This window comes from Paraburkholderia sp. BL27I4N3, assembly GCF_003386115.1.
Taxonomy (GTDB): Bacteria; Pseudomonadota; Gammaproteobacteria; order Burkholderiales; family Burkholderiaceae; genus Paraburkholderia.
Map to the genome: position 1 here is coordinate 5,968,763 of NZ_QREJ01000001.1, position 24,181 is coordinate 5,992,943.

Here is a 24,181-nt window from a genome sequence, read left to right on the forward strand (position 1 = left end):
ACGCGGCTTTCGCCACGTCCCGTTTTTTGTCCGGCGCTGAGGCGCTCAATCCACCAGCACGATCCGCTTGATATCGCCGACGATGAAGATGTACGACAGCGCCCCGACCAGCGCGATCGCGCCGATGAACACCAGCGCACCGACGAACGAGCCAGTTGCCGCGACGATGAAACCCACCACCAGCGGCGTCACGATGCCGGCCAGGTTCGCCGCGAAGTTGAAGATGCCGCCGGTCACGCCGAGCAGGCCGTCCGGCGCGATGTCCGACACCAGCGTCCAGCCCAGCGCGGCCATGCCCTGCGCGAAAAACGCCACCGACAGGATCGCGATCACCGCCACGTTGCTATCCACATAGTTGGCGAGAATGATGGTCGAAGCGAGCAGCAGCCCGGCGATGATCGGCAGCTTGCGCGCCACGTTCGGCGACTTGCCGCGGCGCAACAGCCAGTCGGAGAATAAACCGCCGAACATCACGCCGATCGACGCGGCGATAAACGGCATGATCGCGAAGAAGCCGATCTTGAGCCACGCCATATGGCGTTCGGTGGCGAGATATGTCGGGAACCAGGTGAGGAAGAACACCAGCGTCGAGTTGCCGGCGAACTGGCCGAGGCAGATACCGGTCAGTTGACGATGCTTGAGCAGGCGTCCGATAGTGCGCCATTCAAAGCCGCTTTGTGCCGATGCCGCCGTTGCCGCCGCGCCCGTGGCGGCCGCTGCATCGGCGTTCGTCTTCCGATGCGTCAGACCGCCGCCCGCTTCGATATAGTCGAGTTCCGCCTGATTTGCCGACGGATGATCGCGCGGCTCGCGGTAGAACATCCACCAGATCACGCCGAACACAAGACCCACGCCGCCCACCACATAGAACAGCGAGCGCCAGCCGAACGTGCCCATCAGCATGAACAGGAACGGGCTGAAGAAAGCGAGGCCGATATATTCGCCGACGGTGTACGTGCCGGTCGCCATCGCGCGTTCGCTCTGCGGAAACCACGTGGCAACGACACGGCTATTGGTCGGAAAGCACGGCGCTTCCGAGACGCCGAGGCCGAGGCGGAATACGAACAGCGCGCCGATGCCGTGCACCAGCCCTTGCGCGAGCGTGCACAGCGACCAGAAGGTCATCGACAGGAAATACGTCACCTTGCTGCCGAAGCGGTCGAGGAACAGGCCGCCCGGAATCTGCGCGGCCACATAGCTCCACGAGAACACTGAGAACAGCAGCCCCATCAGCGCGGCGTTGATGCCGAGTTCTTTGGTCAACTGCGGCGCCGCGATGCCGAGCACCGTGCGGTCGAGATAATTGATCATGGTCCCGACCGCGAGCAGCGCCAGAATCTGATAGCGGGCTTTCGAACGGCGCGCGGTGCTGACGGTGGCGCCTTGCGGCGCGGCGGCGTCGGCGGGGCTGGATTGTATCGGTTGCTGCATGGGGTGGTCGTCTCCTCGATCTGCTTGTTACCGGTCGACACGCTGCCGGTTAGCGTTGCAACAACGACTGAAAATGGGTGTACACCCGTTCTGCATCCGGTTCGAGACCGGTGAAAATGCGCATGGCGTCGACCGCCTGATAGACCGCCATGCCGCCGCCGCTCAGCGTGCGGCAGCCAAGGGCTTCGGCGGCTTGCAACAGCGCGGTGCGAATCGGGAAATAGACGATGTCCGCGACCCACAGATCGCGGTGCAGCAATTCAACCGGCAACGGCAAGCCGGGCAATTTCGCCATGCCCGTGGGCGTGGCGTGAATCAGGCCGTTGGCGGCCGCGAGCGATTCGGCGAGCGAACTGCCGGCGCGGACGGTGGCGGCCGGAAAACGCTTTCGCAATTCGTCCGCGAGCGACGCGGCGCGCGTGGCGTCCACGTCGAATAGCGTGAGCGACTTCGCGCCCATGTTCAGCGCGGCGTGCGCGACTGCCGCGCCTGCGCCGCCCGCGCCGAGTTGCACGACGCGCTCCAGCGACACGTCCGGCAAGCCGCGCTGGAACGCGCGCGCGAAACCGGACCAGTCCGTGTTGTGGCCGGTGCGTTTGCCGTCCTTGAACAGCACCGTGTTGACCGCGCCGAGGGCGCGCGCGTCGTCGGAGAGTTCGTCGAGCAGCGGAATGACGGCCTGCTTGCACGGGTACGTGATGTTCAGACCGTTGAAGCCCATGCGTTCGGCCGCCATCAGCAAATCGGGCAGCGCGGCGACGTCGAGTTTCAGCGCTTCCAGGTCGATACGGCGGTACACATAGTGCAGACCGAGCTTGCTGCCCTCTTCCTCGTGCATGGCCGGCGACAGCGATCCGCCGATGCCCGCGCCGATCAGGCCGACCAGATAGGAATGCGGTGTTGCCTGTGAGCTGGTTTGCGCGTTGGCTTGTGCGTTCGCTTGTACGTTCGCTTGTACGTTCGCTTGTACGTTCGCTTGTACGTTCATTTCGCCGCCCTATTCTTAAGAATGGTCGCCATCCGCTCCAAAGCCAGTACATAGCCTTGCGTGCCGCAACCGATGATGATCGCGTCCGCCACGGCCGACACGTACGAGTGATGCCGGAACGCCTCGCGGCGATGCACGTTTGAAATATGCACTTCGATGACCGGCTTTTCGATGGCCGTCAGCGCGTCGGCGATGGCCACCGACGTATGCGTGTAAGCCGCCGGATTGATCACGATGCCGTCGACCTTGGTTCGCGCCGCGTGCAGCCAGTCGATCAGTTGATGTTCGGCGTTCGACTGACAGAAGTCGATGGACAAATTCAGGCGCTCTGCCGCATCGCGGCAAAGTTTCGCGACGTCGTCGAGCGTTTCCGAGCCATAGATAGCCGGCTCGCGCGTGCCGAGCAGATTGAGATTCGGTCCATTGAGGACCAGTACTGACGCAAAACTCATGACAACCACTCCCGCCAGGTAAGGCAAACAGGCCAGCCACGGCAATCGCCGTGGTTTTTCAACGTGAGCGAAGTGTGCGCGCATTGGGCGCCGCCGTCATTTGGGGTTTCTACGAATTTGTACCATCTAGTTAGTTTGTATAAACTGCCGATGACTTCGGTTAGTGTGGGAGTTTGTGGCTTGCGTTTTGCTGAGCCGTGTAACGAACTGGTCCATTTTCCGCATTGCAGCATGGCCGCCGCCGGACATGCGAGCGTCGCGCCCGGTTGCGCGACAATTCAACAGCCGTTCGATTGTTTTAGCAGGAGCCGTTCATGCAACGTTCGATTGCCACCGTGTCGATCAGCGGAACCCTTGTCGAGAAGCTCACCGCGATCCAGGCGGCAGGCTTCGAAGGCGTCGAGATTTTCGAGAACGATTTGCTGTATTTCGACGGCTCGCCTGCCGACGTGCGGCGCATCGCCGAAGATCTCGGGCTGACAATCATGCTGTTTCAGCCCTTCCGCGATTTCGACGGTGTCAGCCCCGAGCGCCTCGAGCGCAATCTCGACCGCGCGAAGCGCAAGTTCGACGTCATGCATGAACTGGGCACGGACCGCATTCTGGTGTGCAGCAACGTTTCGCCCGACACCATCGGCGACGACGCGCTGATGATCGATCAGCTCGGCGCGCTGGCCCGCGCGGCAGAGGCGGCCGGCGTGATCGCGGGCTATGAAGCGCTTGCGTGGGGCAAGCACGTCAAGACTTACCGGCACGCGTGGAAGCTGGTGAACGCCGTCAATCATCCCAATCTCGGGCTCGTGCTCGACAGCTTCCACACGCTGTCGTTGAACGACACGCCGGACGCGATCGCCGACATTCCAGGCGAGCGCATCGCCTTCGTGCAGATCGCCGACGCGCCGAAGCTCGCCATGGACGTGCTCGAATGGAGCCGCCACTACCGCTGCTTCCCGGGCCAGGGCGATTTCGATCTGGCCAATTTCACGGCGCAGGTCGTCAAAACGGGCTACAGCGGGCCGCTGTCGCTGGAAATATTCAACGACGGCTTTCGTGCCGCGCCGACCACCATCACGGCCGCCGACGGTCATCGCTCGCTACTCTTTCTGGAGGAACAGACGCGCGCGCTGCTCGAAAGCACGCAACAACCGGTCGGCGACCTGTACCGCTCGCCCGCGGCGCCCGCGCACGTCGGCTATCAGTTCCTGGAGTTCGCGGTCGACCACGGCACGCGCGCGCAGCTCGTCGACTGGCTCGGCAAGCTGCGCTTTCGCGAGGCGGGCCGGCATCGTTCGAAGGAAGTCACGCTGTATCAGCACGGCGCGGCCTCGATCGTGCTGAACGCCGAGTCCGATTCGTTCGCCAACGCGTTCTTCCAGCAGCACGGCTTGTCGCTGTGCGCGTCGGCATTTCGCGTGGACGACGCCAATCAGGCTTTCGAGCGCGCCGCCGGCTTCGGCTACGCGCCGTTCTCGGGGCAAATCGGCCCGCACGAGCGCGTGCTGCCCGCCGTGCAGGCGCCGGACAGCAGCCTGAACTATTTCGTCGACGAAACCCCGGACCAGCCCACCCTATTCGAGGCCGATTTCGTCCTCACCGATATCAACGGCCCGAGCGAAGTGGGGCCGCTGAGCCGCATCGACCATGTGTGCCTGTCGGTGCCGGCGAATTCGCTGGATACGTGGGTGCTGTTTCTACGCACTGCCTTGGGCTTCCAGGCCGAGCCCGGTGTGCTGGTGCCCGATCCGTACGGCCTCGTGCGCAGCCGCGCGCTGCGCAGCCACGACGGTTCGGTGCGTATCGTGCTGAATGCCTCCGTGGACCATCACACGGCGGTGGCCGAGGCATTGCACACCTATCACGGCTCGGGGCTGAACCACGTCGCCTTCAGCACCAGCGACATTTTCAGCGCGATTCCCGAGTTCGTCGCGGACGGCTTGCCGGTGCTGCGCATCCCGCGCAATTACTACGAAGATCTGGCCGCACGCTACGCGCTGCCGGACGAGACGCTGGACGCACTGCGGGCCAATAACATCCTGTACGACCGCGACGAGCGCGGCGGCGAGTTTTTTCATGCTTACACGGAGCAGCTCGACCAGCGCTTCTTCATGGAGATCGTCGAGCGGCGCGGCGGTTACGACGGCTACGGCGCGGCCAACGCCGCCGTGCGGCTCGCCGCGCAGGCGCAGCGGCGCAAATAGGCTTTGAGCGCATCAGGCAAGCGAATTCAGGCCCGGCGGTTGCGGCCAGGCGGGCACGGCGCGTGCGTCATCGGCGGGGGAGCCGCGCCGCACCGATATAATGGCGCCTGATTTCGCGGCCGATGCCGCGCGGTTGCGCCAGAAGCGCCGCCACGTGCGCCTGTGTCGGCCGAACGTAACGTCAGGAGAGATATGAAGAAGTTTGCCGTAGTCCTGTCAGTTCCCCTGCTCCTCAGCGCTTGCGCGTACTTCCAGAAGAATCCGGATGCCGGCGAGCCCGTCACGGACACCACCACGCAGCGCTCAGTCAACGACGTGGTCGCGTGCCTGACGCAGTTGGCCACCAGCCACGACGCCGCGTTCAAGTCCACCGCGATCCCGCAAGGCCAGATGCTCGACTTCGGCGATTCGAATATCGTCAAGGTGCGCAGCGACAACGGAGCCACAACTTACCGTTTCTATGCGGGCAAGCGCCATGTGAGCAACCTGTGGATCGAATCAGCGGGCAAAACCTGCGCCCCGTAGGGGTTGCCGGCGTAAGTGTCACAATCGGTAACATGGGCCGGTGCAATCATCATGTCACGGTGTTACAGGACAATGGTCTCTTAAGAATCGTTTAAGACTTCGTCCGCATCATCCACCCGACACTTACCCGCACAGGTGCTACCATGAACCAGCCTGATCACGACACGAACGACGCACCGGCGCCGGCCAAGCGGCCCACCATCCTGCGCCGCCTGTTGAGCCACCACGAGCTGGCGACGCTGCTGCTGTTGCTGCACGCGCCGATCGACGCATCTGCGAAACCCGAGATTCCGCAGCTTCACGAAGCCGGTCTGATCGAAACGATTTCCGGCGACGCCGGCGCCTCGCGTATCCGCTTGACGCCCGAAGGCAACGCCGTGCTGCGTGGCCTCGGCGTGAAGTAACGCGCGCTTTCATATTCGAGTTCGAAGACACGCGCGTACAGCGAAGGGCCACGCTCTTTCGTCCAGCCGAACGCCGCTCAGAGCTACCGGCGAACACCGCAGCCGCGTCACACAGCTTATGCCTGCCACACGCCGTAACCCGCTTCACGCAGTCCAATCGCCAATTCCACTTCCATGTCCTGGGCGCCGCGGTAAGGCATGGGATTGAACACCTCATAGAGTTCGGGCACGAGCCGCAAGCCGTAATCGCGCACATAGCGATTGGCCTGAATGCCGGCCTTATGCCGGTCGAAGCGCAGATCCGGGTCCAGTCCCGTCATTCCCACATATACGCAAGGCTTGTCGAACCGGTAGTCCGGATTCGCACGGCGGAAACGCGCCTCGTTCCAGACCTTGTCGTCCAATGCGACCACATAGACGTAGTAATGATGCCTGCGACGAGCCATGTGCAGCGCTTCAGCTCCGCGAAGTACCGTGCAGCAGCATGCGGTATTCAGTCGGCGTGATGCCGACGGTCGCCTTGAACTGCCGCGTGAACGCGCTGTGGTCGGTGTAGCCGCATAGCGCGGCGACGTCGGTGACCTTGTCGTGCGAGACCAGCAGCGCCGTGGCCGCGTCCAGCCGGGTTTTCAGCAGCACCTGACGCGGCGTCAGATGAAACACCTTGTGAAAATAGCGTTCCAGTTGCGCGACCGACATATCCGCCATCGCCGCGAGTTGCTTCAGATTCAAAGGCTGGACGTAATTTTCCTGGATGGACTGCACGACCGCGGCAAGGCGGCTGTAGGCCGGATGGCTGCTCTCGTCCGCCTTCAGATCGCGGGAAATGCCGGCGAGGCCGACCACCTTGCCGGCGGGATCGCGCAGCGGCTGTTTGCAGGTCAGACACCAGCCCGGCTGGCGGCCGGGATACAGATGCAGTTCCAGTTGATCGATCATCTGGTTGCCGACGTTGATGATCGCCTTGTCCTGCGCCGTGTAAATGCGTCCGAAGCGGCGCGGGAACACGTCCTCGGCGGTCCGGCCGAGCAGCGCGGACTTTTCCTTGAAGCCGCAGCGCGACGCGAGCGTGCGGTTGACCAGCGCGTAGCGCGCCTCGGCGTCCTTGACGAAGAACACGACGTCCGGCATCGCGTCGAACACCGGCTCGAGCAGCCTGAAGTGCGACAGCATGCCGGACAGCGTTGCGTCGTCCGGTTCGAGCGGATCAGCCAGCGTGTTCATCGTGCGGGTTCCGTTGGTCCGTGCGTTGAGGGGGCAGTCGGGCGACGTGCGGTCGATTATAGGGCCGCGCCGCCGCCGACAATATCCGCCGGCGTGCCGGCAAATGGGTCAGTCAAGCGGGTCAGTCAAGCGGGTCAGTCAAGCCGGGCGGCTCCGCGGCGGCCGCCATCAACGTGCCGATTTGCGCCGGACTGAAGGGCGGACGCGGCGCGCCGGACTGCCAGCCGAAGTACAGGTTCGCCGCCGTGCCGCAGATTCGTCCCTGGCAAGCGCCCATGCCGCAGCGGGTGTGCAGCTTGGCCTCGCGCCAACTGGCGAAGGTGCGCACCTCGCCGATACTTACGTCCTCGCAGCGGCAAAGCAGCGTGGCATCGGCGGGCGGTGTGCGCGCGGCGTCCCGCAGGGCGAAGGCAGTTTCGACGCGGCGGCCGAACCGGCGCCAGCGCTCGCGTTGCGCGTCGAGCGCGGCACGGCCCTCGGCAGCGCCACTTGCGGCGAGGCCGGCAATCTCGCCCTCCACGCCGGCCAGTTCCGCGCCGCCGACACCGGTGCACTCGCCCGCCGCCAGCACGCCTTCGACAGACGTGCGTTGATCGTCGTCGACGACGATCTCGCCCGCTGCACTGATCGCGCAACCGAGCGCCTGAGCCAGCGTGATGTTCGGCACGAGTCCATAGCCGCTGGCGACGCGGTCGCAGTCGAGCACAACCCGCCTGCCATCGCGGCCGCGCCGGATGGTGACCTGCTCGACGCGGCCATCGCCCCGCGCCTCTTCCACGATGCTGCCGGTCCAGTAATGCAGGCCCGCGAACCCCCGCGTCATGCCGACGGCTTGCCGCAACTTGCCGGGCGTGGCCAGCAGCGAGATGCCGAAACGCGCGACGTCGAACGCCGAAGCCTGTTCCACCACCGCCGCCACCCGAGCCCCGGCCGCACGCGCGGTAGCGAGCGCCGCGATCAGCAAAGGTCCGCTGCCGGCGATCACGATCCGCTTGCCACGCACCGGCACGCCGCCTTTGATGAGCGCCTGCAGTGCGCCAGCGCCCGTCACGCCGGGCAAGGTCCAGCCGGCGAACGGCAGAAGCCGTTCACGTGCGCCGGTCGCGAGAATCAGCCGCTCATAGCTGACACATGCGCCGCCGCGTTCCGCCGATTCGAGCAGCAAGCCGCGTGGACCCAGCGGCGCGATCACGCGAGTCGACGGCCAGTGCGTGATGGCGCTTTGCCCGTTGATCGCAGTGAGGAGGTCGCGCAGCGGCGCCTGCGGCGCGTGGCCCGGACCTTGACGCCAGATCTGGCCGCCCGCGCGTGGATTGTCGTCGAGGAGCGCAACCGTAGCGCCCGCGCGCGCTGCGGCGGACGCGGCGTTCAACCCGGCGGGGCCGGCGCCGACGATGACAATGTCGTAGTGGTATCTCATCGCGCGCCCGCCGCGTTTCGGGTGAGAACGATCTGGCCTTCGCGGCACAGCGTCTGACACGCCAGCGCATGCGGCCGGCCGTCGATCGTCACGCGACACTCCTGGCATACGCCCATCCCGCACAGCGCGGCGCGAGGCTGGCCGCTCACCGAAATCCGCGTGCCGCGCACGCCCGCCAGCTCGAGCGCCGCGGCCACAGTCGTGCCGGCCGCGACGTCGAAACGGTCGCCGTCGATCGTCAAGCTCACACGTGCTTCCGCGCTCGCACTACGCATGAATGACCTTCTCGGCAAAACGAACGGGCAGATAAGGCTCGGCAGGAATCGGCGCAACGGTCCCTACGATCTGCGCGGCAATCAGCTTCGCGGTGGCAAGCGAGGTCGTCACGCCCAACCCCTCGTGGCCGGTGGCAAGCCAGACGCCGGGAGCGAATTCGCCGGCTGGACCGATCAGGGGCAGGCCGTCCGGCGAGGCCGCGCGAAACCCGGTCCATGCGCGAATGCCGTTGAGCGTCGGCAGCGCCGGGAGATAGCAGGCGGCGCGCTGCAGCATCTGCGCGAGCACGGGCATCTCGACGGCGGGATCGGCGGTGTCGAACTGGCGCGACGAGCCGATCAGCAATTGACCCGTGGGCCGCGGCTGCGCGTTGAACGCCACCGAGGTGCCAAGCGCATGATGCGCGCTCTTGATGTACCCGAGTTCGAGCAGTTGATGCCGGATCAGTCCGGGATAGCGGTCGGTGATCAGCAGGTGGCCCTTCTTCGGCTGCAATGGCAGCGATGCCACCAATTGCCGCGCCCCCAAACCATTGGCCACGATGACGTGGGCCGCGCCAACGCGCTCGCCATTCGCAAGAGCGACGCCGCTCGCGCTGACCGACGCCACCGCGGCACCCAAATGCACATGGATATTCGCCGCGCCCGGCGACCGCGTCAGCAGCCATTCGGCGACGGTCGGCGCATACACGATGCTGTCGTGCTCGATTCGCAAACCGCCCGCCATCGACGCCGCCAGCGCCGGCTCGCAAATCCGCAACGCGGGCGCGTCGAGCAGTTGCGCGGCAATGCCTTGAGCCTCGAACGCCGCATGCATCGCGCGGGCGGCCTGCCACTCTTCTTCGTCGGCGGCGACCCAGAGCGTACCGCAGCGCGCGAACGCGTCGCGCGGACGCAGTTGCGGCGCGAGTTCCAGCCACAGGTCTCGTGAATAGCGACTCAACGCGAATTCGGCCGGCGAGTCGTTCATCACGACGATGTGGCCCATGCCCGCCGCCGTCGCGCCGCCCCCAACGCCCTGCGCGTCGAGCATCTCGACCCGCATGCCGAGCGCCGCAAGTTCGGCCGCGCACGCCGCGCCGACAATGCCCGCCCCGACGATCAGCGCGTCCGCCGTCATGCCCTGCGGATGCCCCAGGCGAACGGATCGCGCTCGTCGAAGCACAGGCGCGCCTCTGCCGTGACGTACGCGTGACCGGTGATGGTCGGGATCACGTGAACGCCGTCGCCAGCATGGCGATAGCTCGCCTCGAACACGCTGCCGATGATGCTCTCCTGCCGCCACACCGCGTCTTCGGCCAGTTTGCCGTCGGCCGCGAGGCAGGCCACTTTGGCGCTCGTGCCGGTGCCGCACGGCGAGCGGTCGTATGCACTGCCGGGACAAAGCACGAAGCTGCGGCTGTCGATGCCATCGCGCGAACCGGGTCCGAAGAGTTCGATGTGATCGATCAACGCGCCATCCGCGCCGGTGATGTGCTGCGCGATCAGCGCGTCGCGAATCGCGCCGCTGAACGCGGTCAATTCACCGATCCGCGACGCCTCCAACACGCGCCCGTGGTCGGCGACGAGAAAGAACCAGTTGCCGCCCCAGCCGATGTCGCCGGTCAACACGCCGTGACCCGGCACGTCCACCTGCACGGACGCGCGATAGCGATACGCCGGCACATTGCGCACGGCGACGCTGCCGTCCTCGTTGAGCGTCGCTTCGACGACGCCGACCGGCGTCTCGATCCGATGGCGCCCCGGCCCGATCCGCCCCAGGTGCGCCAGCGAGACGACGAGACCGATCGTGCCGTGCCCGCACATGCCGAGATAGCTGACGTTGTTGAAAAAGATCACGCCGGCCGCGCACGCAGGCTCGTCCGGCTCGCAGAGCAGCGCGCCCACTACGACGTCCGAGCCGCGCGGTTCGGTCACGATGCCCGCGCGCCAGTCGTCGAACTGTGTACGGAACACGTCGAGCCGTTGCGCCAGTGTGCCGCCGCCGAGATCCGGGCCGCCCGACACCACGAGGCGGGTCGGTTCACCGCCGGTGTGCGAGTCGATGATGTCCAAGGTTTTCATGATGCTCATGTTAGAAACCGCGGCCGGGCGAGTCTTGGTGTGCTTACGCGTGGATTGTGACGATTTCGGCATAACTACGCGATACCGTGGCGACTTTGCTCGATCTCGCTATCGACGCTTGAGCACGTGTGTGGGACGTACAACGGGCGCGGCTCGGAGCACCCATAATCACGCCGGTTCCACGCTTTCAACGCGCCTCGCCTTTGCATCCCGAATTAAGCCACGCGCCTTGATTCGGCGACGCTCCGTGCAGATCGACTATGCTGAAATCGTCATTCGCCACGCGCGATTCACGCAAGACGGCAGGATTTTCCCTACTTACACTGCGCTGAACACATCAACAGTCAGGAGAGCAGTCGTGGCGCATATCTGGGAAGGTGTATTGCCCGCAGTCACTACCAAATTCAACGCGGATTTCAGCATAGATCGCGTATGGACCGGCAAGAATATCGAGGCGCAGATCGACGCCGGTGTGGACGGCATCATCGTGTGCGGATCGCTGGGCGAAGCGTCGACGCTCTCGCTGGATGAAAAGCTGCAAGTGCTCGACATCGCGGTCGAGGCTTCGCGCGGCCGCGTGCCGGTCCTGCTGACGATCGCCGAAAACAGCACGCTCGACGCCTGCCGTCAGGCCGAAGCGGGCAGCCGTCATGGCGCGGCCGGTTACATGGTGCTGCCAGGGCTGCGTTACCTGTCGGACCGCCGCGAGACGCTGCATCATTTCCGCAGCGTTGCCGACGCGAGCGCCCTGCCGCTGATGATCTACAACAATCCGCTCGCCTACGGCGTCGACATGACGCCCGACATGTTCGCGGAAATCGCCGACGAGAAGAAGATCGTCGCGATCAAGGAATCATGTGGCGACGTGCGGCGCGTGACCGACCTGATCAACGCCGTCGGCGACCGTTTTGCGATTCTTTGCGGCGTCGACAATCTCGCAATGGAAGCGATCCTGATGGGCGCTCACGGTTGGGTGGCCGGTCTCGTGTGCGCGTTTCCGCGTGAGACGGTGGTGATCTACAAGTTGCTGAAGGCGGGACGCCTGGAGGAAGCGCGGGCGATCTACCGCTGGTTTGCACCGCTGCTCGCGCTCGACGTGTCGGCGAAGCTGGTGCAGAACATCAAGCTTGCCGAAGCGATCGTCGGGCTCGGCACGGAGCCGGTGCGCCCGCCCCGTCTGCCGCTCGCCGGCGACGAACGCAAGGCGGTCGAAGCCTTGATTCGCAAGTCAATCGAAACGCGGCCCGCGCTGCCGCAGATTTGATCCGGCGCGGCTGGCTGGCGTCAGGCCGCCTGTTTCTCGACGTCGATATCCGCATCGATCACGGCGGCCGCACCCTGGCGCAGATGCAGCAGCCGGTAGCCACTTTTATAAACCGGTTGCAGCCGGAATTCGTTCTGCGGCTCGATCTCGAGCAGGAGGCGCAGCCGCGAAACGTGACTGTCGATGGTGCGGGTGAATTCGCGGAACTCGCGACCCCACACCATTGCGAAGATGTGATCGCGCGACAGCACACGGCCGATGTTGGAGAAGAACAGCGACGCCAGCCGGTACTGCGTGCCGGACAATTGGACCGGCTGGCCGCGCAGCATGACGAGTTGACGATGTGTGTCGAAGTGGTATGGACCGGCATCGAAACTGGCGGAACTGAACCGGTCCGGATACGCCCGCCGCAGCAGTGCCGTGACCCGCTCGCGAAACTCGGCGGCGCGCAGCGGCAACGCGACATAGTCGTCCGCGCCGGCGACGAACGCGCGCACGATGTTCTCCTCCGCCGTGTCCGCCGATGCGAATATGACCGGCAGACGGTCGCCGCCCACCGCGCGCGCCGCGCGCAAAACCTCGGCGCCGGACAGGCGCAGGCCCTGCCAGTCGAGCACCAGCAGATCGACCGTGGAACGCGCGAGCGTTCTCGACATGCTCAGGCCGTCGTCAAAGGTCGTGCAGGAATGACCGGTGCTCGTCAGGACCTTTTCGATCGACTGACGCATGACCAGGTCGCGCTGGGGAATGGCAATACGCATGGGATGACTCGTAAGATGGCTCGGACGCGATTCTCAGAGGCGGGCCCATTCCATCCCATAGGAGCAATCCTAATTTACATATGAATCAATCCGGCCGGACAGCGCGCGCCCCGTATTCCTACATTCTCTAGTGACAAGTCCTCAGCGCAGCGCCGTCGCAATTGCGACCAGAAGGCACGTTCCAGGGAACTTTTCCCAATCTAATTAAGCACTTCCCGAAGCGATCGGCTTTCATCCTGTAAAATCCCGCCTGGCCCCAGTCGTCAACGCGCTTGCCCTACCCGGGCCGGCGCGCCGGTGTTCCGTGCTCTACCCAGCGCTTGCCACACTTCTCGCCCGACGACCGCCGTATTTCCACGCGCTACGTGTGGCTTCCAATTCAAAACATGACACAAGCAATGCAAGCGACAAATCTGGGTGGAGCGCAGGCTGTCACCCCACGCCCTCTTGGGCGCAGCGATTACAAGACGCTCGGCCTCGCCGCCCTCGGCGGGGCGCTGGAGTTCTACGACTTCATCATCTTCGTGTTTTTTGCGCCGGCGATCGGCCAGCTATTCTTCCCGGCGGCAATGCCGGACTGGCTGCGGCAGGTGCAAACCTTCGGCATCTTCGCCGCGGGCTATCTGGCGCGGCCGCTGGGCGGCATCATCATGGCGCATTTCGGCGACCTGCTCGGCCGCAAGCGCATGTTCACGCTGAGCGTGCTGCTCATGTCGGTGCCCACGCTGATGATGGGCCTGCTGCCCACCTACACCAGCATCGGCGTGCTGGCGCCGGTCCTGCTGCTCCTGTTCCGCGTGATGCAAGGCGCGGCGGTCGGCGGCGAAGTACCGGGCGCCTGGGTGTTCGTCTCGGAGCATGTGCCCCAGCGGCACATCGGCTACGCATGCGGCACGCTCACGGCCGGCCTGACCGCGGGCATTCTGCTGGGCTCGCTGATCGCCTCGGCAGTGAACCGCAACTTTGCGCCGGCTGAAATCTCCGCGTACGCGTGGCGCATCCCGTTCCTGGTCGGTGGCGTGTTCGGCATGTTTTCGGTGTATCTGCGCCGCTGGCTGCATGAAACGCCGGTGTTCGCCGAACTCAAGCAGCGCAAGGCGATTGCGGCCGAAGTGCCGCTCAAGGCCGTGCTGCGCGACCACGGCCGCGCCGTGATCGTCTCAATGCTGCTTACGTGGATGCTTTCGGCCGCCATCGTCGTCGTGATCCTGATGACGCCGACGCTCCTGCAAAAGCAGTTCCACATCGCGCCGGCCACGGCGTTGATGGCGAACTGCGTAGCCACGCTGTGCCTGACGATCGGTTGCGTCATGGCGGGCTCGATTGCCGGCCGCATCGGCGCGGGGCGCACGATTTTCATCGGCGGCCTGGCGCTGGCGGTGACGTACTACGTGATGTTCCAGCAACTCGCCGTCGACACCTCCACGCTGGTGCCGCTGTACGCGGTCGCGGGCCTGTTCGTCGGCGTGATCGGCGCGATTCCTTTCGTGATGGTCAAGGCGTTTCCGCCGGTGGTGCGTTTCTCCGGCATTTCGTTCTCGTACAACGTGGCGTACGCCATATTCGGCGGGCTCACGCCGGTCGCCGTGTCGCTGATGATGAAGTCGAACCCGATGGCCGCTCCGATGTACGTCGGCGCGATCTGCATTCTCGGGGCACTGACCACGCTGTTCATCAAGGACGCGCCGCAGAAACACTGATCAGCTGCTTGTGCTTTGCAGCGACGGCGTGCCGCAACGGTGCGCCGTTTTTGTTTGCATCATGGGGTTCGACGCCCTGCGCTGGCGGGTGACATCCACACTTCACGCCGCGCCGAAACATGGTGCGCTGCATCGGACCTACGATGTGTCGCATGAACTCACCGAACTCCCCCCACCGGTCCGCACTCGGCCGCGTCCTCGCGACGGTCAGCGTCGGCTTCGTCGTCACGCAACTCGACGTGACCATCGTCAACATCGCGCTGCCGCGAATCGGCGCGGATCTGCATGCGAATGTCGCGGACCTGCAATGGGTCGTCGACGCCTACACGCTCGCGTTCGCCGTGCTGATGCTGTCCGCCGGCGCGCTCGGCGACCATTTCGGGGCGCGGCGCCTATACGCGGCCGGCATCGTGCTGTTCGCGCTCGCGTCGCTCGCCTGCGGCTTTGCGCTCGGCGCGACCATGCTGATTGCGGCGCGGGCGGTGCAAGGCGTCGGCGCCGCCGCCATGCTGCCGAACTCGCTGGCGCTGCTCAATCGAGCGTATGGACACGATCCCAAACTGCGGGCTCGCGCGGTCGGTCTGTGGACGGCGGCGGGCGCGATTGCGATCGCGGCGGGGCCGGTGGCCGGCGGCCTGCTGATCGCGGCGTTCGGCTGGCGCAGCATCTTTCTTGTCAATCTGCCGATTTGCGCCGCCGGCTTCCTGGCGACCTTGCTGTGGGTGCCACGGCCCGAAGTCGCGACGCGTCGCACCCAGCAGCAATTGACGGCGGCGCCCGCCTCCGACACGAAGCCGCGCGGCATCGACCTGGGCGGCCAGTGTCTTGCCATCGTCGCGCTGACCGCGTTCGTCGCCGCCGTGATCGAATGGCGGCCGCTAGGTTTCGGCCACCCGCTCGTGGCCGGCGGCTTCGCGCTCGCGCTGCTCGCAGCGAGCGCCTTTGTCGTGGTGGAATCGCGCGTCGCGGCGCCGATGCTGCCGCTCTCGCTGTTCAGCAAGCGCTCCTTCAGTGTGGCGGTGCTGTTCGGCATCTGCGTGAATCTCACTTACTACGGCATGGTGTTCGTGCTGAGCCTGTATTTGCAGCGCGTGCGCGGCTATACGCCGTTGCAGGCGGGGCTCGCGTTCCTGCCGTTGACGGGCGGTTTTTTGCTGTCGAATGTGGCGAGCGGCTGGGTGGTCGGCCGCTTCGGCGTGCGGATGCCGATGATCGCGGGCGCGATCACCGCCGGCCTCGGCTATGGCCTGCTGCATTTCGTCGATGCCGGCACGCCGCTCATCGGCCTGCTGCTGCCGTTCCTGCTGATTCCGTCGGGCATGGGCCTGGCGGTTCCCGCGATGACCACCGCCGTGCTCGCCTCCACCGACGCGCCACGCGCCGGCACGGCGTCCGCCATATTGAATACGGCACGGCAGGCAGGGGGCGCGGTCGGCGTGGCGGCTTTCGGGGCGTTGGCGAGCGGCGCGGCCGCCTCGCAGATCGTCTCGGGCATGCGGGCGGCGACCGCCGTGTCGGTCGGCTTGCTGGTGATTGGCGGCGTGCTGAGTTGTTTCGTGCACCCGCAACCGCACTCGTCGGACGCCGCGCATCGCCATGCAGGACGCGAACGGGTCGGCGACTCGCGCTGAGGGTGTCGCGCGTCAGGATCGTCTGCAAAAAAACGACCCCCGCGATGCTCGCGCATGGCGGGGGTCGTTACCGGCGGTTCGACGCCTGCCGGCTAGTTCGCGACGCCGCGTTCCGGCCTACAGCGACGCTTCCTGAATCGTGCCGGTGTCGATGGCGCGCTCGATCAGCCCTTCGTTCTGCGCTTTGGCGATAGCGTCGGCGATCAGTTTCTCCGGCTCCTCGATCTCGGCCTTGATCGTGCTGATGAACCCGGACGCGTCCAGAACCACCAGCGTCTTCGCCGAATCAGCCAGGCTGATTATCACCCGATGCGGCGTAGGCCCTTCACCAAGACTCGCGCACAATTGCGTGACCTTGCCGCCGATGGTTTGCTCAAAACTCTGAATCATTATTTGCTCCCTTGGTTACAGCCGAAATCGAAAGCGGTCAGCACAGGCTACCTCAACTGCCGCGTCAAAGGCCGAGTCCGCCGCGCGGCGCTCGCGCACCGTCGATGCTAAGACGTCCCGCGCCCGTCACGAACAGCAGCAGGAAGCCGCCGGCAATGCCGATGTTCTTCCAGAAATGAATGACCATGTCGCGTTGCAAGGCGGCGTCGGTGACGTTCCAGAAATCGTGGCCCAGTACCGCCGTCGCCACGGTGTACACCGCCATGATCAGCGCGAGCGGACGCACCTTGAAGCCGAGGATCAGCAACAGACCGCCGAGCGCCTCGACCGCCGTTGCGATCGGCGCTGCGATCTGCACGAACGGCACGCCCTTCGAATGCAGGTAGCCGACAAAGCCCGCATAGCCCAGCAGTTTCATCACACCGCCCCACAGGAACAACACAGCAAGCGCAATACGAGCGATGAGGATAACGCCGGAATCGACGGGACGCGACATGAGGGACTCCAGTAATGAATAAGCAGCAGACCCGGCCAGCAGCCCGCAGTTCCCCACTTTGCACCGGACAATAGGGAGTTTGCCCGCCTTTTCCTAGCACGGACAAGGACGAGCAGCACGCAGCCCGCGGCATGCCGCGAATGGAAAAAGCGTCCGTGCGGGCCGCCCGGTAGCGGCCACGGCAAGTGCCGACGGCGGAATCACCGCCGTATTTATGCTTGAGGATAGGTTGCGACTTCGATCAGATTGCCGTCCGGATCGCGGCAATACACCGAGGTCATCTTGCCGCGCGCGCCGTCGCGCTCCACCGGACCGGCTTCGATTTCGACGCCTTGCGCAAGCCAATGCGCCTTGACCTCGGCCGGGCTCGTGGTCGTGATGAAGCAAAGGTCCGCGCTGCCGGGCACCGGCTCGCGGCTAGTGAACCACGCGACGGTGTCGGCGGTCACGGGACGCAGATTGATCTTCTGATTGCCGTAGAACATTGCCACCCGCGTGCCGGTGCGCGACGCGAACTCGGTGCGCCGCATGCCGAGCATACGTGCGTACCACGCCGCGCTGACTTCCACATCGGCGACGTTCAGAACGAGATGATCGAGAGTGTCTATCGAGAAGCTCATGGTTTCCGTCACCGTGATGTAGGGCGATGCGCCGTGACGGATCAGTTCGACCCGCCGCCAGCGGCCAGATGAAAAATTAGCACGTGCGCGAGGTTCGCGTGCGGCGGCCGAGGCGTTGCGCTCATGGCTTTGCGCCGCAATGGCGTTGGCGAAGGTTACGACTGAGGTGCGTCGGGCGCGAGCAGAACGCCCTTCGTGAAGACGAAGCAACCATAGCCGCGCTCTTCACCGGTCGCGATCACGCAGTACGCTTTACGCGCGCGTTCATAAAACGCAAACCGTTCGATCGACGCGAAGGGCACGTCGCGCCCTTCCGCGGCGTTGATCTCGGCCTGTGCCTCGCGCTGCACGGCCGGAATCGTGTGCGGCTCGCCCACCACTTCCATGCGCGACGCGGGATGCTCGATGAACGTGTCCAGCGGCATCACCGACAGCACCGCGCGAATCGCGCGCGGCGCGCTCACGCCGTCGAGGCGCAGCACCTTGCCCAGCACGCTTTCGCGCGCCACCGAGTCGCCGGGGAAATTGGCGTCGCAGATGACGAGTTCGTCGCCATGGCCCATCGCGCGCAGCGCATGCAGGATGTCGGCGTTCAGCAGCGGGTCCAGATTCTTCAGCACGGTGTCTCCTTGTAGTCCGGTCGGCGACTGACCGCCGAGGTTTGGACGTGGGTTATCGGGTCGCGCGGAGCGAGCCGGTCGCGCGAAACGGGCGGTTCACAGCCGCGTTCGAGCCGGGCCGAAGCAGCCGGCGCCCGGCTCGGCGAAAGCGTGTCCGCGCGACGCATCGCATTCCAGCGGACGATTGTAGCAAGCAACGTCGCGGGCATTGTTCGAAGGTGGCGCGTGGCGGCGGCACCTCGCCTTGCCGGAGCGGACGGTAGGCCTAACGCGCTGTGTGGCCGGCAGAGTCGCGGCGCCACCGCACTGCCAGCGCAGCCAGCCGACCACCGCCAGCAGCACAAGACCCGCGCCGCCCAACACCGGCTCGCGCCAGCTCAGCAGCGCGATGAACATGAACACGCGCGCGCCGGCGAGCAGCGCGAAACCGGCGACCGCGCCGGACAGCGAGTCGAGGGCGCCCGACAGGCGCGCTAACGTGATGGCCGATTGGGGAGCCGTGGCGGCAGCGGGCTCGTGCATGATGGTCTCCGTAAAAAAGCGGCGGTCAGACGCCGTCGGGCACCTGGTCGAGAAAGCCGGTGATGGCCTGCAAGCGTCCGTGCGGATCGATCACGCCGAAGTCGGATCCCTTCGCGATCGCGTCGCCCGCGGGCGCGGCCAGTTCCCATGAGAAACGCAGCCGGTCGGCAAAGCCGTCGATCTGGCCCGTGCGGCGAAACGTGTGATGCGGAAAGCGCTCCTGCACCGCGCGGATCATCGCGTCGATGCCGTCGTGGCCGGTGCCCGACAGCAGCGGGTCGCGATAGTCGGCATCGGTGCTCCATGTCGCGGCGATCAACTCGCGACGGCGCGTGCCATCGGTTTCGTTCCATGCGTCGAAATAACGGTCGATCAGATCGGTATGCGCGTTCATCTCCGGACTCCTTGATTGGCAGGACTGAGCACTACGCTCGGCAGACACGTTGTAGGCGGCGGGCTCGGAGTGAAGATTGACGGCTCGGGCGCGCTGCGTCGATTACGTGGGAGGTAAGCATTTGCGCGCGCTTCGTCGTCCATCGGATTGGCCATCCGGCCGAGTCGTCAGCCCGGGCGGCAGCCGCTAACCTCGTGTAGCGAATGGGGCCGCGCGGAACAGACGCGCGGCATGTGATGTATTCGACGAACACGAACACGGGGGCCTTTTTCAATATGGTTTTCACACTTGCAAGACCGTATCCACAAGGATACAATGCTCAGCAGATCGGTTCACCACCTGTGTACGAGGTTAACCGCACCGAGGAATTCGACGCATGGCTTGCACAGCTCGCGGATTTACGTGCGAGGGCAAAGATACTCGTGCGGATCCGGCGTGCGGAACGCGGGCATTTCGGCGACGTGAAATTGCTCGAAGACGGTGTTTCCGAGATGCGCATCGACTGCGGGCCGGGCTATCGGGTCTATTTCGCGCGTGAAGGGCGCATGGTGTATCTGCTTCTCTGTGGCGGCGCCAAGTCCACCCAGCCGGCAGATATCAAGCATGCCAAAACAATGTGGGCAGCAATCAGAAAGGAACTGTCATGAGCAAAATCAAAACCGCGCGGTTCGACGCGTCGGACTACCTCGATAGCGAAGAAGCGATTGCCGAGTATCTCAACGCGGCGCTTGAAGACGGCGACGCCGACGTACTGCTCGCCGCCATCGCCGACATCGCCAAAGCGCGTGGCATCGCCAAGGTTGCGGCAGACGCCGGACTCGGGCGCGAAAGCCTCTACAAAACACTCGCGCCCGGATCCAAACCGCGTATCGACACGGTGCTCAAACTGCTGCGCGCGCTCGGCGTCAAACTCAACGTGGTGCCGGAAGGCGTGGCGGCGGCCTGAGTCGCACTTAGTTAGCCTTCAACCGTTTTCGCTGGGTCGGTCAGTGCGTTGGACTGGCTGCGCTGGCAGGCGCGTTTCCGGAGGTTCGTAGGGCCTCGGCGGGTGGTTTCCGGGGTATTCCATTACCTCTCAGGTAATGGATGGCGAGCGCGGTTTGGCTATCATCGGTGGCATGAACACACTCTCTCTTGCGCAAACCGCCCCGTCGCATGCATCGGCGGCCAGCCGCACGGTCGGCGATCTGCTGCGTGAATGGCGCCAGCGGCGAAGAATGAGCCAGTTGCTGCTCGCAGCTGAAGCCGATATTTCGACCCGGCACTTGAGCTTCGTCGAATCGGGTCGCGCGGTGCCGAGCCGGGAAATGGTCATGCATCTTGCCGAACGGCTCGACGTACCGCTGCGCGCGCGCAATGCACTGCTGGTCGCTGCCGGTTATGCGCCGCTGTTTCGCGAGCGTCCGCTATCGGATCCGCAGTTGGCCGCCGCGCGCGAGGCCGTCGAGTTGGTGCTGAAGGGACACGAGCCCTACCCGGCGCTCGCCATCGACCGGCACTGGACCATCATTGCCGCGAACAACGCGCTCGCGCCTCTACTGACCGGCGCCAGCCCGGAACTGCTAAAGCCGCCGGTCAATGCGCTGCGCCTGAGCTTGCATCCGGAGGGCATCGCGGCGTCGATCGTCAATTGGCACGCCTGGCGCGAGCACATTCTGGCGCGACTGCAGCGGCAAATCGAGGTGAGCGGCGACAGAACGCTGAGCGCGCTGCGCGACGAACTGGCCGCCTATCCGGCGCCGCCGGACGCGCAAGCGCCCGGGCACGACAACGCCGCCGTCAACCAGATTGCGGTCCCGCTGCGGCTGCGCACGCCGATCGGCGTGCTGTCGTTTTTCAGCACGACCACGGTGTTCGGCACACCGGTCGACGTCACGCTCTCGGAACTCGCCATCGAAGCGTTCTTTCCAGCCGATCAGGAAACTGCGGCCGCGCTGCGCGAATTCGGCGAGAGCCAGCGTGCCGAGGCGACCCATCAACCATAGCCTGATAGTAGAAGCCGAGGCACACTGCAGCGTTAAGCCCTATCCATTCACTTGCGAGATCGACGCGGAGAGATGCACTTGAACGACAACGCCGTACTCGTACGCCAACTCGGTTCCGACGACCGCGACGACTATTTCCAGCTTCGCCTGCGTGGACTGAGGGCGCATCCGGATTCGTTCGGCCAGAGTTACGAGGAAGCGCTCGCCAAAGGTCCGTCACAACACGACGCGATGCTAAAGGGCTCGCATGCGGCCGAAGGTAATTTTTTGCTCGGCGCTTACGCATCGACCGGAACGCCGTTGATCGGCGTGGTCGGCCTGATCCGCCATCCAGGCGACAAGCAGCGGCACAAAGCCGCCCTGATCGGCATGTATGTCGCGCCGGAAGCGGCGGGCCGCGGCGTTGCGCGCGCGCTGCTCAACGAATTGCTGACGCGAGCCTCGCGCGTGGAGGGTTTGCGGCAAGTTCAGTTGCACGTCGGCAGCCGTAACGATGCAGCACGAAAACTGTATGAGTCGCTCGGCTTTCGCAAATTTGGCTGCGAGGTGGGCGCGCTGAATGTCGGCGGCGTGCTTCATGACGCGGATCTAACGGCGCTATTTATCTAATAGATACCGCCGCGTCAGACGTCGCACCCCGTTACCCGTTACCCTCATTCAACCGCCCTGCCTCAACGCGCGATCCGCGCTACTTTTTTTGCTGCCTCGTCGCCGCACCCGCACCGAAAACGGTGCTCCAACGTCCCGCGGCTACCCTCGCCCCAATGCTTGTCAGTCGACTCGCACATGTCCGACCTCTCCACTTCGCTTCCGCGAGTACCGCGCCGTTTCGACACCAATCCGAAACCGCTCGGCACCGCGCTCGTTCTGATCGCGATCGGCGCCGCGTATCTGGCACAGACCGTCAGCGGCCGCCAGGCGGCGCTCTATCTTGTCGGCGCGCTGCTCGGCATGTCGCTGTATCACGCGGCGTTTGGCTTCACGTCGGCGTGGCGGGTTTTTATCGCCGACGGCTGCGGCGCCGGCCTGCGCGCCCAGATGCTGATGCTTGCGGTCGGCGTGTTGCTGTTCTTCCCTGCGCTGCAAGCCGGCACGCTGTTCGGCCATCCGGTCGTCGGACTCGTCGCGCCGGCGGGCACGTCGGTACTGGTCGGCGCCTTCATATGCGGCATCGATATCGTGTCAGGCAGCTTGCACGACTGGCTGTGGCAGGTAGCCGCTTTCGCCGGGAACGTACTGGGCACGCGTCTGCGGCCGGCCTTCGACCTCGAAGTCGAACGCGTTCGATGCACCGGCTGCTAGATGTTACGTAGGACGTTACAAATGTTGCCTCGTTTGTAACCGGGGCGGCACCAACCTGTTACATCTCTGTTGCGTCCCCACTGCAGCGCTCAGTACAGGTATTTATTACTTTCCATTGCGCTCGCTTTCTATTTCCTTTCCGCGTCGAGCGGGAATTACCGATTCACTGCCAATGCGTTCCTTTTCCTCAGACGAACACGCCAAACGCCCGCGATACAAGGGTTTCCATGGATCAGACAAAGCTCTTTCGTAGCCGAAAATCCACGGGGCATCGTCTATTACAGGACCGTGAAAGAGTTACCGAAATTTGATGTATCTTTTTGAGATATTTTTTTGAGAAGGGATTGATTTCTTGTTTTACCCTTCATACAATTCGTCCCAAGCTGTTACGAAATGTAACGCGATGTATCAAAAGGTCGCTGTCTGTATCAGGTAGTGACCCGTAGCCGGAGGACAACGTTTCCGGCGAGGCACAAAAGACATAACGGCAAAAAAAGCCGACATAGTAATTCGGGGCTTCGGAAAAACAGAAATGGACCGTAGCAGCGAGACGCTGGATTCTATCCGCGAGATTAACTTGTCTTACATCATGCTTGCGCAACGTATGTTGCGTGAGGACAAACCGGTCGGCATGTTCCGGCTGGGACTGTCGTCGGAACTGGCTGATTTGCTTGCCGGGCTGTCGCTCGCGCAGATCGTCAAGCTGGCCGCTTCCGATCAGCTTTTGTGCTTCTTCCGCTTCAACGACCACTCGATGTTGTCGGCGTTGACGCAAACCACGAAGCACACCGCAGTGGCACCGACTCACGCGGCGATCCTGCTTGCAGGCCAGCCGGCTGAACAGTTCGCTTAATCGAGGTGACTGCGATGCTCAAGCGTAGCCTGACGGAAGACGCACAGGAAGTATTCCGCGCCATTGCCCTGATCGAACTGGGCGCACGCATGCAAGTGCTCGAGAGTGAATTGACGCTCTCACGCGACCGCATGATCCGCTTGTATCGCGAAGTCAAGGGCGTGTCGCCACCCAAGGGCATGCTGCCGTTTTCGGCGGACTGGTATATGACGTGGCTCGCGAACATCCACGCGTCGCTGTTCTACAACACCTACCTGTTTCTGAAGAACGAAGCGCGCTGCTCGCATCTGGACGCGCTGACCAAAGGGTATCGGCTGTATCTGGAACATTGCCAGCACAGCGAAACCGAACCCGTGCTGGACTTGACGCGTGCATGGACGCTGGTGCGTTTCTTCGACGCCGAAATCCTGCAATTGACCAAATGCTGCCGTTGCACCGGCAAGTTTGTAGCGCACAAACACGATCTGCAGCACAACGTGGTGTGTGGCGCGTGCCAGCCGCCGTCGCGTGCCGGCAAAACGAAGAAAGCCGCCGCTGCCCGCCAGGAAGCGCTCGAAGCAGCACAGATCGCGCAAGCAGCCTGAGCGAAAGCGGAGCGCCGCTGACTCGATGAGGGCAGGTCCAGCCCGATTCGAACCGAAGCCTTGATTAGAAAGTCCGCC

At 64.4% G+C, this 24,181-nt stretch carries 28 protein-coding genes and 1 pseudogene; 13 read left to right on the plus strand and 16 right to left on the minus strand.

Annotated elements, in window-relative coordinates; all coding sequences use genetic code 11:
- Positions 1 to 45 precede the first annotated feature (45 nt).
- The 3 genes from B0G71_RS27115 to aroQ are packed head-to-tail and all read right to left on the minus strand — an operon-like array spanning position 46 to position 2,871.
- Positions 46 to 1,431: an MFS transporter gene (locus B0G71_RS27115; RefSeq protein ID WP_116145639.1), complete on the minus strand. Its 1,386-nt coding sequence runs from the start codon at positions 1,429 to 1,431 to the stop codon at positions 46 to 48.
- A 49-nt stretch (positions 1,432 to 1,480) separates the two neighbouring features.
- Positions 1,481 to 2,419 (minus strand): shikimate dehydrogenase, encoded by a 939-nt coding sequence (locus B0G71_RS27120; RefSeq protein WP_116145641.1) that lies wholly within the window; start codon positions 2,417 to 2,419, stop codon positions 1,481 to 1,483.
- A complete protein-coding gene (gene aroQ, locus B0G71_RS27125) occupies positions 2,416 to 2,871 on the minus strand; it encodes a type II 3-dehydroquinate dehydratase (protein WP_116145643.1) in 456 nt (151 codons plus the stop codon). Before aroQ ends, B0G71_RS27120 begins: the two co-directional genes overlap by 4 nt.
- Positions 2,872 to 3,185: 314 nt before the next feature.
- On the opposite strand from aroQ, the gene B0G71_RS27130 reads away from it, so the two are divergent.
- From B0G71_RS27130 to B0G71_RS27140, 3 genes are all read left to right on the plus strand, one after another.
- A complete protein-coding gene (locus B0G71_RS27130; RefSeq protein WP_116145645.1) occupies positions 3,186 to 5,069 on the plus strand; it encodes a bifunctional sugar phosphate isomerase/epimerase/4-hydroxyphenylpyruvate dioxygenase family protein in 1,884 nt (627 codons plus the stop codon).
- A gap of 192 nt (positions 5,070 to 5,261) precedes the next feature.
- The gene (locus B0G71_RS27135) at positions 5,262 to 5,594 is read left to right on the plus strand and encodes a hypothetical protein (RefSeq protein WP_106277271.1); all 333 of its coding nucleotides are present in this window, start codon (positions 5,262 to 5,264) and stop codon (positions 5,592 to 5,594) included.
- Positions 5,595 to 5,737: 143 nt separating this feature from the next.
- Positions 5,738 to 5,998 (plus strand): hypothetical protein, encoded by a 261-nt coding sequence (locus tag B0G71_RS27140; protein WP_106277269.1) that lies wholly within the window; start codon positions 5,738 to 5,740, stop codon positions 5,996 to 5,998.
- Positions 5,999 to 6,114: 116 nt separating this feature from the next.
- Here the strand turns inward: B0G71_RS27140 and B0G71_RS27145 are convergent, their stop codons facing one another.
- From B0G71_RS27145 to B0G71_RS27170, 6 genes are all read right to left on the minus strand, one after another.
- A complete protein-coding gene (locus B0G71_RS27145) occupies positions 6,115 to 6,444 on the minus strand; it encodes a hypothetical protein (RefSeq protein WP_106277267.1) in 330 nt (109 codons plus the stop codon).
- A 10-nt stretch (positions 6,445 to 6,454) separates the two neighbouring features.
- Entirely contained in the window at positions 6,455 to 7,222 is a 768-nt protein-coding gene (locus B0G71_RS27150) for an AraC family transcriptional regulator (protein WP_116145647.1), read from the minus strand.
- A 121-nt stretch (positions 7,223 to 7,343) separates the two neighbouring features.
- Positions 7,344 to 8,642 carry an FAD-dependent oxidoreductase gene (locus B0G71_RS27155; RefSeq protein ID WP_116145649.1) on the minus strand — a complete coding sequence of 433 codons (1,299 nt, stop codon included), beginning with the start codon at positions 8,640 to 8,642 and terminating at the stop codon, positions 7,344 to 7,346.
- Positions 8,639 to 8,917: a 2Fe-2S iron-sulfur cluster-binding protein gene (locus tag B0G71_RS27160; RefSeq protein WP_116145651.1), complete on the minus strand. Its 279-nt coding sequence runs from the start codon at positions 8,915 to 8,917 to the stop codon at positions 8,639 to 8,641. The genes B0G71_RS27155 and B0G71_RS27160 overlap by 4 nt, the downstream gene beginning before the upstream one ends.
- Positions 8,910 to 10,037 (minus strand): FAD-binding oxidoreductase, encoded by a 1,128-nt coding sequence (locus B0G71_RS27165; RefSeq protein ID WP_116145653.1) that lies wholly within the window; start codon positions 10,035 to 10,037, stop codon positions 8,910 to 8,912. The genes B0G71_RS27160 and B0G71_RS27165 overlap by 8 nt, the downstream gene beginning before the upstream one ends.
- Complete coding sequence (locus tag B0G71_RS27170) at positions 10,034 to 10,990, minus strand: 4-hydroxyproline epimerase (RefSeq protein WP_116145655.1); 957 nt, start codon at positions 10,988 to 10,990, stop codon at positions 10,034 to 10,036. The genes B0G71_RS27165 and B0G71_RS27170 overlap by 4 nt, the downstream gene beginning before the upstream one ends.
- Before the next feature lie 349 nt (positions 10,991 to 11,339).
- Here B0G71_RS27170 and B0G71_RS27175 point away from each other — a divergent pair, with 349 nt between their 5' ends.
- Positions 11,340 to 12,245, plus strand: coding sequence for a dihydrodipicolinate synthase family protein (locus B0G71_RS27175; RefSeq protein WP_116145657.1), 906 nt, complete (start codon positions 11,340 to 11,342; stop codon positions 12,243 to 12,245).
- A gap of 20 nt (positions 12,246 to 12,265) precedes the next feature.
- Here B0G71_RS27175 and B0G71_RS27180 read toward each other — a convergent pair whose 3' ends face one another.
- Entirely contained in the window at positions 12,266 to 13,006 is a 741-nt protein-coding gene (locus tag B0G71_RS27180) for a response regulator transcription factor (RefSeq protein ID WP_116145659.1), read from the minus strand.
- 398 nt (positions 13,007 to 13,404) lie between these two features.
- On the opposite strand from B0G71_RS27180, the gene B0G71_RS27185 reads away from it, so the two are divergent.
- Together B0G71_RS27185 and B0G71_RS27190 are read left to right on the plus strand one after the other, a co-directional pair.
- Positions 13,405 to 14,706 carry an MFS transporter gene (locus B0G71_RS27185; protein ID WP_116145661.1) on the plus strand — a complete coding sequence of 434 codons (1,302 nt, stop codon included), beginning with the start codon at positions 13,405 to 13,407 and terminating at the stop codon, positions 14,704 to 14,706.
- A gap of 143 nt (positions 14,707 to 14,849) precedes the next feature.
- Entirely contained in the window at positions 14,850 to 16,337 is a 1,488-nt protein-coding gene (locus B0G71_RS27190) for an MFS transporter (protein ID WP_116148919.1), read from the plus strand.
- A 117-nt stretch (positions 16,338 to 16,454) separates the two neighbouring features.
- Here B0G71_RS27190 and B0G71_RS27195 read toward each other — a convergent pair whose 3' ends face one another.
- The 6 genes from B0G71_RS27195 to B0G71_RS27220 form a co-directional block, all read right to left on the minus strand.
- The gene (locus B0G71_RS27195) at positions 16,455 to 16,727 is read right to left on the minus strand and encodes a hypothetical protein (protein WP_106277247.1); all 273 of its coding nucleotides are present in this window, start codon (positions 16,725 to 16,727) and stop codon (positions 16,455 to 16,457) included.
- Between the two features lie 64 nt (positions 16,728 to 16,791).
- Positions 16,792 to 17,223 (minus strand): DoxX family protein, encoded by a 432-nt coding sequence (locus B0G71_RS27200; protein ID WP_106277245.1) that lies wholly within the window; start codon positions 17,221 to 17,223, stop codon positions 16,792 to 16,794.
- Between the two features lie 212 nt (positions 17,224 to 17,435).
- Positions 17,436 to 17,843, minus strand: a complete 408-nt coding sequence (locus B0G71_RS27205) for a VOC family protein (RefSeq protein ID WP_116145663.1) — start codon at positions 17,841 to 17,843, stop codon at positions 17,436 to 17,438.
- Positions 17,844 to 17,998: 155 nt separating this feature from the next.
- Positions 17,999 to 18,463, minus strand: a complete 465-nt coding sequence (locus tag B0G71_RS27210; protein ID WP_116123360.1) for an RbsD/FucU family protein — start codon at positions 18,461 to 18,463, stop codon at positions 17,999 to 18,001.
- A gap of 96 nt (positions 18,464 to 18,559) precedes the next feature.
- The gene (locus B0G71_RS27215; RefSeq protein WP_116145664.1) at positions 18,560 to 18,985 is read right to left on the minus strand and encodes a hypothetical protein; all 426 of its coding nucleotides are present in this window, start codon (positions 18,983 to 18,985) and stop codon (positions 18,560 to 18,562) included.
- A gap of 25 nt (positions 18,986 to 19,010) precedes the next feature.
- Entirely contained in the window at positions 19,011 to 19,379 is a 369-nt protein-coding gene (locus tag B0G71_RS27220) for a nuclear transport factor 2 family protein (RefSeq protein ID WP_116145666.1), read from the minus strand.
- A 236-nt stretch (positions 19,380 to 19,615) separates the two neighbouring features.
- Here B0G71_RS27220 and B0G71_RS27225 point away from each other — a divergent pair, with 236 nt between their 5' ends.
- The 7 genes and pseudogenes from B0G71_RS27225 (at position 19,616) to flhC (ending at position 24,103) form a co-directional block, all read left to right on the plus strand.
- Positions 19,616 to 20,026 carry a type II toxin-antitoxin system RelE/ParE family toxin gene (locus tag B0G71_RS27225; protein WP_404935406.1) on the plus strand — a complete coding sequence of 137 codons (411 nt, stop codon included), beginning with the start codon at positions 19,616 to 19,618 and terminating at the stop codon, positions 20,024 to 20,026.
- Entirely contained in the window at positions 20,023 to 20,325 is a 303-nt protein-coding gene (locus B0G71_RS27230; protein WP_106277238.1) for an addiction module antidote protein, read from the plus strand. The genes B0G71_RS27225 and B0G71_RS27230 overlap by 4 nt, the downstream gene beginning before the upstream one ends.
- A gap of 136 nt (positions 20,326 to 20,461) precedes the next feature.
- The gene (locus tag B0G71_RS27235; RefSeq protein WP_116145668.1) at positions 20,462 to 21,364 is read left to right on the plus strand and encodes a helix-turn-helix domain-containing protein; all 903 of its coding nucleotides are present in this window, start codon (positions 20,462 to 20,464) and stop codon (positions 21,362 to 21,364) included.
- Positions 21,365 to 21,436: 72 nt separating this feature from the next.
- Positions 21,437 to 21,973, plus strand: a complete 537-nt coding sequence (locus tag B0G71_RS27240) for a GNAT family N-acetyltransferase (RefSeq protein WP_116145670.1) — start codon at positions 21,437 to 21,439, stop codon at positions 21,971 to 21,973.
- Positions 21,974 to 22,150: 177 nt separating this feature from the next.
- Positions 22,151 to 22,552: pseudogene (locus B0G71_RS27245) on the plus strand (YeeE/YedE thiosulfate transporter family protein); the annotation flags it as partial.
- 646 nt (positions 22,553 to 23,198) lie between these two features.
- Positions 23,199 to 23,519 (plus strand): flagellar transcriptional regulator FlhD, encoded by a 321-nt coding sequence (gene flhD, locus B0G71_RS27250; RefSeq protein ID WP_007177882.1) that lies wholly within the window; start codon positions 23,199 to 23,201, stop codon positions 23,517 to 23,519.
- Between the two features lie 14 nt (positions 23,520 to 23,533).
- Complete coding sequence (gene flhC / locus B0G71_RS27255) at positions 23,534 to 24,103, plus strand: flagellar transcriptional regulator FlhC (RefSeq protein WP_106277232.1); 570 nt, start codon at positions 23,534 to 23,536, stop codon at positions 24,101 to 24,103.
- Positions 24,104 to 24,181 lie beyond the last annotated feature (78 nt).